The organism is Mesorhizobium sp. P2_D6, from assembly GCF_056404315.1.
On record NZ_JBFUEG010000007.1, the window covers coordinates 193,402 to 207,099 of the forward strand.

At 63.3% G+C, this 13,698-nt stretch carries 12 protein-coding genes; 9 read left to right on the forward strand and 3 right to left on the reverse strand.

What is annotated here, in order from left to right:
- Positions 1-58: 58 nt before the first annotated feature.
- The 3 genes from iolG to AC1D1L_RS17250 all read left to right on the forward strand — a co-directional run bounded on the left by iolG (position 59) and on the right by AC1D1L_RS17250 (position 3,396).
- Complete coding sequence (gene iolG / locus AC1D1L_RS17240) at positions 59-1,054, forward strand: inositol 2-dehydrogenase (RefSeq protein WP_477342712.1); 996 nt, start codon at positions 59-61, stop codon at positions 1,052-1,054.
- A 20-nt stretch (positions 1,055-1,074) separates the two neighbouring features.
- Positions 1,075-1,869 carry an SDR family oxidoreductase gene (locus AC1D1L_RS17245; protein WP_477342713.1) on the forward strand — a complete coding sequence of 265 codons (795 nt, stop codon included), beginning with the start codon at positions 1,075-1,077 and terminating at the stop codon, positions 1,867-1,869.
- A gap of 435 nt (positions 1,870-2,304) precedes the next feature.
- Entirely contained in the window at positions 2,305-3,396 is a 1,092-nt protein-coding gene (locus AC1D1L_RS17250; RefSeq protein ID WP_477342714.1) for a 3-deoxy-7-phosphoheptulonate synthase, read from the forward strand.
- A gap of 257 nt (positions 3,397-3,653) precedes the next feature.
- On the opposite strand, the gene AC1D1L_RS17255 is transcribed toward AC1D1L_RS17250, so the two are convergent.
- Positions 3,654-4,289: a LysE family translocator gene (locus AC1D1L_RS17255; protein WP_112559923.1), complete on the reverse strand. Its 636-nt coding sequence runs from the start codon at positions 4,287-4,289 to the stop codon at positions 3,654-3,656.
- A 127-nt stretch (positions 4,290-4,416) separates the two neighbouring features.
- On the opposite strand from AC1D1L_RS17255, the gene AC1D1L_RS17260 reads away from it, so the two are divergent.
- Positions 4,417-5,118 carry a helix-turn-helix transcriptional regulator gene (locus AC1D1L_RS17260; RefSeq protein WP_477342715.1) on the forward strand — a complete coding sequence of 234 codons (702 nt, stop codon included), beginning with the start codon at positions 4,417-4,419 and terminating at the stop codon, positions 5,116-5,118.
- Positions 5,119-5,129: 11 nt separating this feature from the next.
- On the opposite strand, the gene AC1D1L_RS17265 is transcribed toward AC1D1L_RS17260, so the two are convergent.
- Positions 5,130-6,239 carry a Gfo/Idh/MocA family protein gene (locus AC1D1L_RS17265; protein WP_477342835.1) on the reverse strand — a complete coding sequence of 370 codons (1,110 nt, stop codon included), beginning with the start codon at positions 6,237-6,239 and terminating at the stop codon, positions 5,130-5,132.
- A 152-nt stretch (positions 6,240-6,391) separates the two neighbouring features.
- Between AC1D1L_RS17265 and AC1D1L_RS17270 the strand changes: the two genes are divergently transcribed.
- Positions 6,392-7,237: a MurR/RpiR family transcriptional regulator gene (locus tag AC1D1L_RS17270; RefSeq protein WP_185970394.1), complete on the forward strand. Its 846-nt coding sequence runs from the start codon at positions 6,392-6,394 to the stop codon at positions 7,235-7,237.
- Here the strand turns inward: AC1D1L_RS17270 and AC1D1L_RS17275 are convergent.
- Positions 7,234-8,142: an AraC family transcriptional regulator gene (locus AC1D1L_RS17275; RefSeq protein WP_477342716.1), complete on the reverse strand. Its 909-nt coding sequence runs from the start codon at positions 8,140-8,142 to the stop codon at positions 7,234-7,236. The two genes, AC1D1L_RS17270 and AC1D1L_RS17275, sit on opposite strands and share 4 nt — an antisense overlap.
- 122 nt (positions 8,143-8,264) lie before the next feature.
- Here AC1D1L_RS17275 and AC1D1L_RS17280 point away from each other — a divergent pair, with 122 nt between their 5' ends.
- The 4 genes from AC1D1L_RS17280 (at position 8,265) to iolD (ending at position 13,659) form a co-directional block, all read left to right on the forward strand.
- Positions 8,265-8,993 carry an SDR family oxidoreductase gene (locus tag AC1D1L_RS17280; RefSeq protein WP_477342717.1) on the forward strand — a complete coding sequence of 243 codons (729 nt, stop codon included), beginning with the start codon at positions 8,265-8,267 and terminating at the stop codon, positions 8,991-8,993.
- A gap of 86 nt (positions 8,994-9,079) precedes the next feature.
- A complete protein-coding gene (locus AC1D1L_RS17285; protein WP_477342718.1) occupies positions 9,080-9,580 on the forward strand; it encodes a hypothetical protein in 501 nt (166 codons plus the stop codon).
- Between the two features lie 261 nt (positions 9,581-9,841).
- A complete protein-coding gene (locus tag AC1D1L_RS17290; RefSeq protein WP_477342719.1) occupies positions 9,842-11,776 on the forward strand; it encodes a bifunctional 5-dehydro-2-deoxygluconokinase/5-dehydro-2-deoxyphosphogluconate aldolase in 1,935 nt (644 codons plus the stop codon).
- 32 nt (positions 11,777-11,808) lie between these two features.
- On the forward strand, positions 11,809-13,659 hold the full coding sequence (gene iolD, locus AC1D1L_RS17295; protein WP_477342720.1) for a 3D-(3,5/4)-trihydroxycyclohexane-1,2-dione acylhydrolase (decyclizing): 1,851 nt from the start codon (positions 11,809-11,811) through the stop codon (positions 13,657-13,659).
- Positions 13,660-13,698 lie beyond the last annotated feature (39 nt).

Here is a 13,698-nt window from a genome sequence, read left to right on the forward strand (position 1 = left end):
CTCAGGGGAAGGTGGAGACACAACTCTCTCGAACCCATCCCCCTAGAGGAAATACTCCATGACTGTTCGTTTCGCCCTCCTCGGTGCCGGCCGCATCGGCAAGGTCCACGCCCGCGCCGTCGGCTCCAACCCCGACGCAAAGCTGGTAGCGGTGGCCGATGCCTTCGAGAAGGCGGCGACCGAGCTGGCGACTGCCTATGGCGCCGAGGTGCGCACCATCGACGCGATTGAAAAATCAAAGGATATCGACGCCGTCGTCATCTGTACGCCGACCGACACCCATGCCGATCTGATCGAGCGCTTCGCCAAGGCCGGCAAGGCGATCTTCTGCGAGAAGCCGATCGACCTTAACGTCAAGCGCGTGGAAAAATGCCTGGCCGTGGTCGACAAGGCCAAGGCGACGCTGATGGTCGGCTTCAACAGGCGTTTCGATCCGCATTTCGCCGCCGTGCGCAAGGCGATCGACGACGGCGCCATCGGCACCGTCGAGATGGTCACCATCACCTCGCGCGATCCGGGCGCGCCGCCGGTCGACTATATCAAGCGCTCGGGCGGCATTTTTCGCGACATGACCATCCACGATTTCGACATGGCACGCTTCCTCCTCGGCGAGGAGGTTGTAGCGGTCAGCGCCCATGCCTCGGTGCTGGTGGACAAGAAGATCGGCGAAGCCGGCGATTTCGATAGCGTCAGCGTCATCCTCGAGACCGCGTCCGGCAAACAGGCCGTCATCTCCAACTCGCGCCGCGCCACCTATGGCTACGACCAGCGCATCGAGGTGCATGGCTCCAAGGGCATGGTCGCTGCCGAAAATCAGCGGCCGGTGTCGATCGAACTGGCCAATGAGAAGGGCTATACGCGCCCGCCGCTGCACGATTTCTTCATGACCCGCTATCTCGACGCCTACGCCATCGAGATCGCCGCCTTCATCGCCGCCGCAACCTCGGGCAAGAAGGCATCGCCGAGCGGCGCCGATGGCCTCGTGGCGCTGAAGCTGGCCGATGCGGCGCTGAAGTCGGCGACGTCAGGCAAGACCGTCCGTCTCGACAAGTAAGAACCCACAGGAGCAGAGCGATGAGCACATCAGCCGATCGCAATTCGAAGACGCGCGCCATCGTCACTGGCGGCGCGCAAGGCATCGGCTTTGCCGTCGCCACAGCACTGGCCGACGAGGGCTGCCGGGCGCTGGCGCTCATCGGCCGTTCGCAGGAGAAGGGCGACAAGGCGGTCGCCCACTTCAAGAAAGCCGGTGTCGACGCCATCTTCATCAGCGCCGACGTTTCGAAAGTAGCCGACTGCAAGCGCGCTGTCGCAACCGCGATCTCGCATTTCGGCACCATCAACGCGCTGGTCAACGCCGCCGCCACCTCCGCACGCGGTTCATTGGTCGAGACCTCCGAAGAGGTCTTCGATCAGATTTTCCAGACCAATGTGCGTGGCCCGTTCTTCCTGATGCAGGGCGTGGTTGCGCATCTGCTGGACAAGAAAGCGCCCGGATCGATCGTCAACGTGCTGTCAATGTCGGCGCATTGCGGCCAGTCCTTCCTGGCGCCCTATTCCTCGAGCAAGGGCGCGCTGGCGACGCTGACCAAGAATGTCGCCAACGCCTACCGCTTCAACCGCATCCGCTGCAACGCCGTGCTGCCTGGCTGGATGGACACCGAAGGCGAGGACATCGTGCAGAAGAAATGGCACGGCGCCTCCGACGACTGGCTGGCCAAGGCCGAGGCCGGCCAGCCGATGGGCCAGCTGGTGAAGCCGGATCAACTGGCACGGCTGATCAGCTACATGATAAGCCCGCAATCCGGCGTCATGACCGGGTCATTGGTCGACTACGACCAGAATGTTGCGGGGTCGTCACCGGAGTAAGGCCGGCGCCCCGGCCGGCCCCTTTCTCCCCGTCACTATACGGGGAGAAATGCCCGGCAGGGCAATGAGGGGCAGCACCGACTTTGACAGTTACAGGGTCGATTGAATAGCGCTTTTCGCCCCCGTCCTATCCTCCGACGCAAGCGCCGCCCCTCACCTGCCTGCCGGCATCCTCTACCGTATAGTGACGGGGAGAGGGGCGCTCTCGCCGGCGATTTCGCCAACTCATTTACGGCACGTGACAAACACCCCGGCATCGATTATATGAGCCTCATGATCAACCTGTCCGCCACGTATTGGTACTTTAGCAGCTCGCTGGCGGCGGGAGGATTGCGCTCGATCTGAAGATTGCAGCAACAAGTCCGAACAGCCGCCAGACCTGGCGGCTTTTTTGTTTCAGCCGGCAGGTCTCCTAAAAAACAGGAGCAGAAAGCCGTGTTGACCACCACAGACGACCTTCGGGTCAAGGAAATCCGAGAACTGAGCTCGCCGGAACAGGTGACGCGAGAAATCCCGCGCACGCTGACGGCGACGCGCACCGTCGCCGCGTCACGCAACGCCATCCATTCAATCCTCACAGGGGCCGACGATCGACTTGTTGTCATCGTCGGCCCTTGTTCCATCCACGATCCGGTCGCGGCCGTTGACTATGCCAGCCGTCTGGCGGCGCTGCGCGAGACCCTGTCCGACCGGCTCGAGATCGTCATGCGCGTCTATTTCGAGAAGCCGCGCACCACGGTCGGCTGGAAGGGCCTGATCAACGATCCCGACCTGGACGGCAGTTTCAACATCGAGAAAGGGTTACGCATGGCGCGCAACGTCTTGTCGGCCGTCAACAATCTCGGCCTGCCGGCAGCGACCGAGTTCCTCGATATGACCATCCCGCAATACATTGCCGACCTCGTTGCCTGGGGTGCTATCGGCGCGCGCACCACCGAAAGCCAGATCCACCGCGAGCTGGCATCGGGCCTGTCCTGCCCCGTCGGCTTCAAGAACGGCACCGATGGCAATCTCAGGATCGCCGCCGAGGCGGTGAAATCAGCTGCCCAGCCGCATCATTTCATGGCGGTGACCAAGGGCGGGCGCAGCGCCATTGCTGCAACGACCGGCAATGAGGACTGCCATGTCATCCTGCGCGGCGGCGTTCAGCCCAACTATGACGCGGCTAGCGTCGAGGCGGCCTCGGCCGAACTCGCCCGCATCGGCGTCACCCCTCGTCTGATGATCGATATCAGCCATGCCAACTCGGCCAAGAAGCCGGAGAACCAGCCCAGGGTGGCGGCCGACGTCGCCGGCCAGGTCGCGGCGGGCGACGAGCGCATCATCGGCGTCATGATCGAGAGCAATCTCGTCGCCGGCCGGCAGGATGTGGTGCCCGGCAAGCCGCTGGTCTATGGCCAGAGCATCACCGATGGCTGCATCGACTGGGCGACCACCGAGACCGTGCTGCACGGCCTCGCCGGCGCCGTCGAATGGCGCCGCTCAACCCGCCGCGCCATGCTGGAGAGCCGGCAGGGCGCGGCTTGACGCTTGCCGGCGTTTGCTCGGCACGCACCCCCACCCTCCCCACAAGGGGGAGGGAACGCTGCCGCGTGCCATCATCGAAACCGAACTTCTGCTGGTTTGCTGGGTTTCAGCGCCTACGCAGTCTCCCTCCCCCTTGTGGGGGTTCGAAGGACGGGCGAGACCCGTGGCTCGCCCCGGCAGGATTAAGGGTGGGGGTATTCGTAAAGCGCAAGGGCCCAGGCCATAGGCGGCGATTGCACTGCGGCGGGTAGCAGCAATCACGCCGCCTTCAAACCGTGCCAGGCGGTCAGCACCGAAACCACAACCAGAAGCAGTCCGGCGGCCCGGCCGGCAAATATGGTCGCCCGCGGATTGGCGACCAACAGATTGCGGCTGCGCCCGGCTGACACTGCGAGCCCGCCATAGACGGCAAATTGCGTGGCGACCGTCATCAATCCCATGATGGCCGCCTGCATCCAGATCGGGCCATAGGCCGGCTTCAGGAACTGCGGATAGACCGCGAAGACGAAGAGATAGGCTTTGGGATTGATCAGGCAGATCACCAGCCCCTGGCGAAACGCCTTCCATGCGGAGCGGCTGCCGGCCGGCCCGTCTTGGCCGACCTTGATCGAGCTGCGTATCAGCGTCAGGCCGATATAGGCCATGTAGACGGCGCCGGCGATCAGCAGCGGGTTGTAGAGGATCGGCACGAAATGCATCAGCAGGCCGACGCCGACCGCGCCGTTCAGCGTATGCACCATGCCGCCCGTCATGATGCCGCCGGTGGCGGCAAGCCCTCTGTTGCCGCCGCCGGTCAGTGCATTGGCAAGCACGAACAGCATATCCATGCCGGGCACGATGATGATGCCGAACAGCAGGATAAAGAAAAGCCAGAGATTCTCTGCATAACTCATGTCAGTTGCCTGTCGCTTCCTGTCAGTGTGCCGTTGGGGAGTTTGTTGATTTTCAACCCGATAGGCAGTCCAATAGATCATCCCAACTGACGGGGATGTGTCAGTAGCATTTTGATCGGGCGAGGAAATGCGCAAGGCGTCGCGTCTGTTCGAGATCATCCAGATCCTGCGGCTGGCAAGGCAGCCGGTGACGGCGGCAATGATCGCCGAGCAGCTGGAAGTGACGGTCCGCTCGATCTATCGCGACATCGCCGCACTGCAGGCGATGCGCGTGCCGATCGAGGGTGGGCGCGGCATCGGTTACATACTGCGCCCCGGCTTCGATCTGCCGCCGCTGATGTTTTCGATCGAGGAAATGGAGGCGATCGTGCTGTCGCTGGCGCTGCTGGAGCGCACGGGCGACAGCGAACTCAAGCAGGCGGCCAAGCGCGTCAGCGCCAAGATCGCCGGCGCGGTGCCACCGCCCTTGCGTCAGGCGTTCGACGCCAATGCGTTGCATGTCTGGGGGTTCGCCGCGCCCGCAATCGGCGCGGTCGACCTGGCGCTGGTGCGGCGCGCCATCCGCGACGAGGAAAAGCTCGACCTCTCCTATCGCGACGAAATGGGCCGCGCCTCCGAACGCCTGATTCGTCCGATCGCGCTGATCTACTACGCCGAAACCGCCAACATCGTCGCCTGGTGCGAACTGCGCCAGGCGATTCGCAATTTCCGCAGCGACCGCATCGAGGCTTGCCAGCCGACCGGCCTGCGCTTCAAGGGCGAAGGCGATCGTTTGCGGCAGGTCTGGGTCGACGGCTGGGAGACGAACGTCGTGGCTGCTTCCGGGTGAAGTGAACGGTTCTACCGCACATCCACCCAGCGCTTCTCCTCGAACGACCTTGCCATGGCGTGCACGGTGCGCTCGATCTCCAGCCCTTCCGCAAATTCGATCACCCGCGCCGGCTTGCCGGCAAGCCGTGTCAGCAGTTCGTGGCATTCGATGATCTTGAGATCGTTGAAGCCGAGGCCGTGGCCGGGCGCCGGCAGGAAGGCGTCGTAGGGCTTGTGGTGCGGCGCCACCAATATGGTGCGATAGCCCTGTTCCGTCGGGCGATCGGCGGTGACATAGAGCTGGATTTCGTTCATCCGCTCCTGGTCGAACAGGATCGATCCCTTCGAGCCGAAGATCTGGATGGCGATGCGGCCCTTGCGACCCCAGGCCGAGCGGTTGACCAGCAGCGTGCCGGCCACACCGTTTTCCAGATGCATCAGCACGCTGGCGATGTCGTAGGTTTCGACTGCACGGCGGCCGCCGGCGTCGACCCGGCGGTCGGCATAGGGTTTGGACATGTCACACATGACGCGGGCAACACGGCCGAACAGGGTGCTGACCAGCGACAGCGGATGCACAGCGAAATCGTCGAGCGCGCCATAGCCCGACGCGGCTTCATGCTTCCAGAAGAACCGCGCTTCCGGGTCGGCCATGAAATCCTCATCCATCTCGATGCGCAGATGGTTGACCTCGCCGATGATCTTCTCATCGAGCAGCGCGCCGATGTGGCGGATGGCCGGACTCTGTATGTAGTTGTAGCCCAGCGCCGCCACCTTGCTGGACTTCTTCGCCGCGGCCGCCATCGCCTCGGCGTCGGCAAAGCTCGGCGCCATCGGCTTTTCGCACCACAAATGCTTGCCGGCTTCGAGGATGGCGATGGCCATTTCCGGATGGAACTGGTTGGGTGTGGTCAAGGAGACGATATCAACCTCGGGATCGTTGACCACCGCGCGCCAGTCGCCGGAGGCCTTGGCAAAGCCGAACTCGCCCGCCTTCCGTTCGGCAAGCTCCTCATTGACCTCGCCAAGATGAACCAGTTTTGGCTTGGCGACATCCGGAAAGACGGCACCGACGGCGCTCCACGCTATGGCGTGGCACTTGCCCATGAAACCCGTGCCGATAAGACCGACGCCGACCATCTTCTTCTCCACTGGATAAAATCCTCGGTGGATGAATTAGTCCATTTTGTTCTGAAATGGAATGTCTGCCTCATTTTTTATGGCGTTCTTGCGCAGGCTCGCTATGATGGGGCACAGAGGACGTTTCACGGATGAGCTTGGACGGGCCGACGATGGACGAACGGGTACCTCGCGATTTCGAGACGCTGCGCGCCACGATCCTCGATCGGCGTGAAACCTTGCCCAAACGCATCGCCCAGATCGCCGCCTACGCGCTCGACAATCCTGATGACATCGCCTTCGGCACCGCCGCCAGCATCGCCGCTTCGGCCGGTGTGCAACCCTCGACCCTGATCCGCTTTGCCCAGCAGCTTGGCTTCGACGGCTTCACCAGCCTGCAGCAGGTGTTTCGCGAGCGGCTGCGCGAGCGCAACTCCTCCTATGACGAGCGCTTGCAGGCGCTGCGCGCCAAGGCCGATGCGGGTGCGGGCCACCGCGCCATCTTCGACGGCTTCGTCGCCGCCGCCAGCACCTCGCTCAACGACATTTCGCGCACTCTGGACGAGGCGCATCTCGAAGACGCGATCTCGCTGCTGGCCAAGGCGGAGACCATCTACGTGCTCGCCAAGCGCCGCTCCTATCCGGTGGCGAGCTACATCGCCTATGCTTTGGGCAAATTGAAGATCCGCAACCAGCTGATCGAATCCGCCGCCGGCCTCAACGCCGAAATGGTCGCCTTTGCCACGCCGGCGGACGCCGTCATCGCCATCAGCTTCTCGCCCTACGCGCCGGCCACCATCGAGGAAGCCCGCACCATTTCCGAACAGGGCGTGCCGATCGTCGCCATCACCGACAGCTCGTTTTCGCCGCTGGCGCAGTTCGCTAGCGTCTGGTTCGAGGTTGCCGAGGCCGATTTCGCCGGCTTCCGCTCGCTGTCGGCAACCATGGCGCTGGCCATGGCGTTGACCGTCGGCGTCGGCGAGAAGCGGCGAAGCACAAGCCGCAAGCGCAAAGGTTAGATCACCTCTACGGCCGCCTCGCCTGCCGCCGAAAGCCGCGCCGCGTCACGCCCCGGCGGCGCTCCGAACTGGCGGGCATATTCCCGGCTGAACTGGGAAGCGCTCTCATAGCCGACGGCAAAAGCGACGCTGGCCACATTGCCTGGCTGGGCAAGCAGCAGATGGCGGGCCTCCAGCAGCCTTATCTGTTTTTGATACTGGATCGGGCTCATCGCGGTCGCCGCCTTGAAGTGACGGTAAAAGGCAGCGTCGCTCATATGGGCGATCTGGGCGAGGTTACTGACCCGGATCGGCTGATGGCAATGCGTCCGGATCCAGGCGATCGCCTGGCCGATGCGGGACAGATGGCCATCGGCACGCGCAAGCTGGCGAAGCTTCCCGCCCTGCGGTCCTTGTAAGAGCCGAAACAGCAACTCGCGTTCAAGCGCTGCCGCAAGCACGGGTATCTCGGCCGGCCGGTCGAGCTGCCGCATGATGCGACGCAATGCGTCGAGCAAATCGTCATTGACGGGCGAGGTGGAGAAACCGTCGCCGCCAAGCGCCGGCTCGTGCTCGACGAGAAGCGCCGCAACAGCCTGCAGGTCAAGGGTGAAGCCGATGGCGAGGTAGGGACGCGCGACGCTCGCTTCGACCAACTGGCTGATGGTCGGCGTCTCGACAGTGTAGATGAAATAGCTGGCTGGATTGTAACGAAGAGCCCGGTCGCCGATCAGAACCGTCTTGGCGCCCTGCAGCACGAACAGGATCCCCGAACCCCACACGCCCGCCACTGGTGCCGTAGTGACTTCGCTGCGGCCGATGGAAACGCGAGGAATAGCCGTAGCCGTTCGTCGCCCGCGCGCATGGCGGCCGGCGATATCGATCAGCTCCCGCAGCGCCTCGCTCATGGCACGAGCATCGCGCATCCACACGCGCCGCGCAACCGTCGTGAGAGGATCAGGCAAGAGCGGGAGAGGTTTCGGCGCGCGACGTTGCCAAGGATACGCCATCTCAGGGTCTTCGACATGCACAGAAGGAGAGCTCTAAAATGACGACATCGAAAAGTGCTGTGGTTACCGGCGCCAACAAGGGCATCGGCCGCGAAATTGCCCGACGATTGGCGACGATGGGCTTCAAGGTGTGGCTCGGCGCCAGGGATGCCGAACGCGGCATGGCAGCAGCGCAGGAATTGCGCGCCGAAGGCCTGGACGTTCAATGGCTTGAGCTGGATGTCACACAGGACGACAGCGTGGCGGCCGCCGCCAAAACCGTCAGTGCGGAAAGCGCCAGCCTTGACGTGCTGGTGAACAATGCCGGTGTCGCTATCAACTACGACCCGCCGCCAAGCCAGCAGCGTGTTGCCGACATCCAGGCTACCTATGAGGTCAATGTGTTCGGGCCGATCCGCGTCACCCAGGCCTTCCTGCCGCTACTGCTTGCAGCGCCGGCCGCGCGCATCGTCATGGTGAGCAGTTCCACCGGGTCCATCGGACGCGCGCTTGACCCCGCCACCGCCAATCATGCCGTCAACCTGCTGGGCTATGGCAGCTCCAAGACGGCCTTGAATGCCGTCACTGTTGCCTTCGCCCGGGAACTGGCGACGCAAGGGATCAAGGTAAACGCGGCGGCGCCGGGCTATACCGCAACCGACCTGAATGGTTATAAGGGGCATCGTACTGTGCAGCAGGCGGCCGAGATCGTCATACACTTGGCGACCCTGGATGCCGATGGTCCGAACGCCGGCTATTTCAACGACGACGGTCCGCTCCCCTGGTAAAAGGGGCCGGACGCAAAGTCGTGAACTCATAAATGCGGAATGGCCGGGATAGGCGGAAATGGACTTGGGATCTGTGGAAAGCGCTCATGTCGTATGCCATGCTAGAACCGAAGTTCATCGAGAATGGTTCATGCATGAGTTGGGAACAGATCGCATCGGATTTCGCTTGGGACGGCTCATGGCGAGATATCTACGTTCTGAACACGTCTGAGGCAGATTGGCAGGCCGTCTGGGACATCCTCCTCGAATGGACCCCGCCTGCCAGTTTCAGTGTCTCCGGCAAGATCGAATCGATGCCATTGGGGGTCGAAGCCGCCCTGGAAAGCGAAACAGACAGCCTACTTTCTTTTTACGTCGGGCCAATCCAGCTTGCATGTCACTTCTTCAGCGCTGTCGAAATTGAGTTCGACTTCGATCCAAGGCAAGTCAGCGGAGAAACCGAGATTGAGCAGCTTGACCGCTTTATGCGATTGCTCGGTGACGCTACTGGGAAGCAGGTAATTCTGACGCAGGAAAATGATCAGGAGGCTATCATCGCCCGCTACTCTCCCGACCTTGAGACTGTGGTTTGGCCAGCATTTTCATAGCCGAATGCCTGCAATGGGTCGCTTTGTCGGCTGGCGGCTTTCCCCTCAAACTCGTCTCGATCCACATCTGGCTACGCGGTGATGAGCCTACGACCTAAGGCTCACGCCGCCATCCTCTGTCTACACTTTTCGTAAAAGGAACGCTCATTCCATATTGACTATGGATTGGAATTATTATTTCATATTGGTGGCGTCACGCTGCCGCTCGCGCGTGTCCCCCAACTAGGTTGCTCAAGACAACAAGACTGACGGGAGGTTCCAATGAGCGAAGCCGTGGACGCGAAATACGCTCCGCTCGATGTCATCACCATCGGTCGCGCTTCCGTCGACCTTTACGGCCAGCAGATCGGCTCGCGGCTGGAGGATATCACCTCCTTCGCCAAGTCGGTCGGCGGCTGCCCGGCCAACATTTCTGTGGGTACGGCGAGGCTCGGCCTGCGCTCGGCCCTGCTCACCCGCGTCGGCGACGAGCAGATGGGCCGCTTCATCCGCGAACAGCTGAGGCGCGAAGGCGTCAATGTCGACGGTCTCAAGACTGACAAGGAGCGACTGACCGCGCTGGTGCTGCTTTCGGTCGAGAGCGAAGGCGTCTCGCCGATGATCTTCTACCGCTCGGATTGTGCCGACATGGCGCTGGCCGAGGAAGACATAGACGAGGCCTTCATCGCCTCGGCGCGTTCCATCGTCGTCACCGGCACGCATTTTTCCCGCCCCAACAGCGACGCCGCCCAGCGCAAGGCGATCCGCATCATCAAGGCCAAGGGCGGCAAGGTGGTGTTCGACATCGACTATCGCCCCAATCTCTGGGGTCTCGCCGGCCATGCCGAAGGTTTCGAGCGCTATGTCAAATCCGACCGCGTCTCGGCGCAGCTGAAGACCGTGCTGCCCGATTGCGACCTCATCGTCGGTACCGAGGAAGAGATCATGATCGCCTCGGGCACCGATGATTGCCTGAGCGCGCTCAAGACCATCCGCGCGCTGTCGTCGGCCACCATCGTTTTGAAGCGCGGCGCCATGGGCTGCATCGTCTATGACGGGCCGATCAGCGACGATCTGGAAGACGGCGTCGTCGGCAAGGGTTTTCCGATCGAGATCTACAATGTGCTCGGCGCCGGCGATGCCTTCATGTCCGGCTTCCTGCGCGGCTGGCTGGGTGGCGAAGACCATGCGACGGCGGCGACCTGGGCCAATGCCTGCGGCGCCTTTGCCGTGTCGCGGCTGCTCTGCGCGCCGGAATATCCGACCTTCGAGGAGCTGCAGTTCTTCCTCAAGAACGGCAGCAAGCATCTCGCCCTGCGTAAGGACGAGGCGATCAACCACATCCATTGGGCAACGACACGCCGGCGCGACATCCCCTCGATGATGGCGCTTGCCTGCGACCATCGCGTCCAGCTCGAGGACGTGGCGGCCAAGACCGGCGCCGATCCGGCCCGCATCCGCGACTTCAAGGTGCTTGCGGTCAAGGCTGCGGCCAAGGTCGCCGCCGGCCGTGACGGCTACGGCATGCTGATCGACGAGAAGCACGGCCGCGAGGCGATGTTCGAATTCGCCCGCCATCCTTTTGCCTGGCTCGGCCGTCCCGTCGAACTGCCGGGCTCACGGCCGCTGCGCTTCGAATTCTCGCAGGACATCGGCTCGCAGCTGGTGGAATGGCCGGTCGACCACTGCATCAAATGTCTTTGCTTCTACCATCCCGACGATCCGGCGGCGCTCAAGGAAGAACAGCAGCAGAAACTGCGCGCCCTGTTCGAGGCGGCGCGGAAGGTCGGGCGGGAATTGCTGGTCGAAATCATCGCCGGCAAGCACGGCAAGCTCGACGACACCACGATCCCGCGCGCGCTGGAAGAACTCTATGCGCTTGGCATCAAGCCGGACTGGTGGAAGCTCGAGCCGCAGGCCTCGGCCGGCGCCTGGGCCAAGATCGAGGCCGTCATCCTCAAGCACGATCCGTGGTGCCGTGGCGTCGTGTTGCTTGGGCTGGAAGCGCCGCAGGACGAGCTGGAAGCTGCCTTCGCCGCGACCGCCAAGGCGCCGATCGTCAAGGGCTTCGCCGTCGGCCGCACCATCTTCGTCCACGCCGCCGAACAATGGCTGGCCGGCAAGATGTCGGATGACGAGGCGATCGCCGACATGGCCGCGCGCTTCGAACAGTTGACCGAAGCGTGGCTTGCCGCGCGTGGCCGTAAAGCAGCATAAAGGCGCGGCACAGGACTGCGGAGGAAAACACTATGACGAAGACAATCCGCCTGACGATGGCGCAGGCGCTGACCCGCTTTCTCAGCAAGCAGATGACCGAGATCGACGGCAAAAAAGTGCCGATCTTCGGCGGCGTCTGGGCGATTTTCGGCCACGGCAATGTCGCAGGCATCGGCGAGGCGCTCTATCAGGTGCGCGATGAACTGCCGACCTTCCGCGCTCACAATGAACAGGCAATGGCGCATGCGGCGATCGCCTACGGCAAGGCTAATTTCCGCCGCCGCTTCATCGCCGCGACCTCGTCGATCGGCCCCGGCGCGCTCAACATGGTGACGGCGGCAGCGCTTGCGCATGTAAACAGGTTGCCCGTCCTGTTTTTGCCGGGCGATGTCTTCGCCAACCGCATCCCCGATCCGGTGCTGCAGCAGGCCGAAGATTTTTCCGACGGCACGGCGACGGTCAATGACTGCTTCCGTCCGGTGTCGCGCTATTTCGACCGCATCACCCGGCCCGAGCAGATCATTCCGGCGCTGGCGCGCACCATGCAGGTGCTGACCGATCCAGCCGATTGCGGCCCGGTAACGCTGTCGCTGTGTCAGGACGTGCAGGCCGAAGCCTATGACTATCCCGAAAGCTTCTTTGCCGAGCGCGTCTGGCACCAGCGCCGGCCGCGCCCGGACCGCGGCGAACTGGCGGCGGCGGTGGCGGCACTCAAGGGCGCAAAGAAGCCGTTGATCATAGCCGGCGGCGGCGTGCTCTATTCGCAGGCCTCCGGCGAACTGGCGACATTCGCCGAGGGCGCCGGCATTCCGGTCTGCGAGACGCAAGGCGGCAAATCCTCGCTGCCGGACACGCATCCGCTCAACATGGCGGCAGTCGGCGTCACCGGCACCTCGGCCGCCAACCGGCTGGCGGAAGAGGCCGATGTCGTGCTGGCCGTTGGCACGCGCCTGCAGGATTTCACCACCGGCTCGTGGGCGCTGTTCAAGAATTCCGGCAAGACCATCATCGGGCTGAATGTGCAGCCTTTCGATGCCGGCAAGCACCGGGCTTTGCCGCTGGTCGCCGATGCGGCCGAAGGGCTCGCCGAACTCGGTGCCGGGCTCAAGGGCTGGAAGGCGCCTTCCGCCTGGACCGACAATTCGGCCACCGGCAAGAAAGCCTGGCAGGCCGATGCCGGCAAGGTAACGGCCTCGACTAATGCCGCCTATCCCTCGGATGCTCAGGTGATCGGCGCCGTGCAGCGCGCCCTGGGCTCCGGCGTGACCTTGCTGCATGCCGCCGGCGGTCTGCCCGGCGAGTTGCATAAGCTCTGGCAGGCCGGCGCGCCCGGCTCCTACCACGCCGAATACGGCTTCTCGACCATGGGCTATGAGATTGCCGGCGGCCTCGGGGCGAAGATGGCCAAGCCCGATGAAGAGGTCGTCGTCATGATCGGCGACGGCTCCTATCTCATGCTGAATTCCGAGATCGCCACCTCGGTGATGCTCGGCCTCAAGCTCACCATCGTGCTGCTCGACAACCGCGGCTATGGCTGCATCAACCGGCTGCAGACGGCCACCGGTGGCGCCAACTTCAACAACCTCCTGAAGGACTCGCGCCACGAAATCCTGCCCGACATTGACTTCGCCGCACATGCCGCCAGCATGGGCGCAATCGCCGAAAAAGTGCCGTCGATCGCCGGCCTGGAAAACGCGCTGCAGAAGTCGAAAAAGAACGACCGCACCACCGTTCTGGTCATCGACACCGATCCGCTTGTCTCAACCGACGCCGGCGGCCATTGGTGGGATGTGGCGGTGCCGGAAGTCTCCGCGCGCAGCCAGGTCAACGCGGCGCGCAAGGCCTATGACGAAAAGCGGCAGATGCAGAGCGTGGGTGACTGAAGTGGGCGCTGCCCCTCACCTGCCTGCCGGCATCCTCTC

Excerpts from the sequence above, each read along its gene's own strand:
- AC1D1L_RS17255 (WP_112559923.1), bottom strand. The coding sequence starts at position 4,289 with ATGAGTTATGCAGAGAATCTCTGGCTTTTCTTTATCCTGCTGTTCGGC.
- AC1D1L_RS17270 (WP_185970394.1), top strand. The coding sequence starts at position 6,392 with ATGGACGAACGGGTACCTCGCGATTTCGAGACGCTGCGCGCCACGATC.
- AC1D1L_RS17280 (WP_477342717.1), top strand. The coding sequence starts at position 8,265 with ATGACGACATCGAAAAGTGCTGTGGTTACCGGCGCCAACAAGGGCATC.
- AC1D1L_RS17265 (WP_477342835.1), bottom strand. The coding sequence starts at position 6,239 with ATGGTCGGCGTCGGTCTTATCGGCACGGGTTTCATGGGCAAGTGCCAC.
- AC1D1L_RS17285 (WP_477342718.1), top strand. The coding sequence starts at position 9,080 with ATGTCGTATGCCATGCTAGAACCGAAGTTCATCGAGAATGGTTCATGC.
- AC1D1L_RS17260 (WP_477342715.1), top strand. The coding sequence starts at position 4,417 with ATGCGCAAGGCGTCGCGTCTGTTCGAGATCATCCAGATCCTGCGGCTG.
- AC1D1L_RS17290 (WP_477342719.1), top strand. The coding sequence starts at position 9,842 with ATGAGCGAAGCCGTGGACGCGAAATACGCTCCGCTCGATGTCATCACC.
- iolD (WP_477342720.1), top strand. The coding sequence starts at position 11,809 with ATGACGAAGACAATCCGCCTGACGATGGCGCAGGCGCTGACCCGCTTT.
- iolG (WP_477342712.1), top strand. The coding sequence starts at position 59 with ATGACTGTTCGTTTCGCCCTCCTCGGTGCCGGCCGCATCGGCAAGGTC.
- AC1D1L_RS17275 (WP_477342716.1), bottom strand. The coding sequence starts at position 8,142 with ATGCGCGATGCTCGTGCCATGAGCGAGGCGCTGCGGGAGCTGATCGAT.
- AC1D1L_RS17245 (WP_477342713.1), top strand. The coding sequence starts at position 1,075 with ATGAGCACATCAGCCGATCGCAATTCGAAGACGCGCGCCATCGTCACT.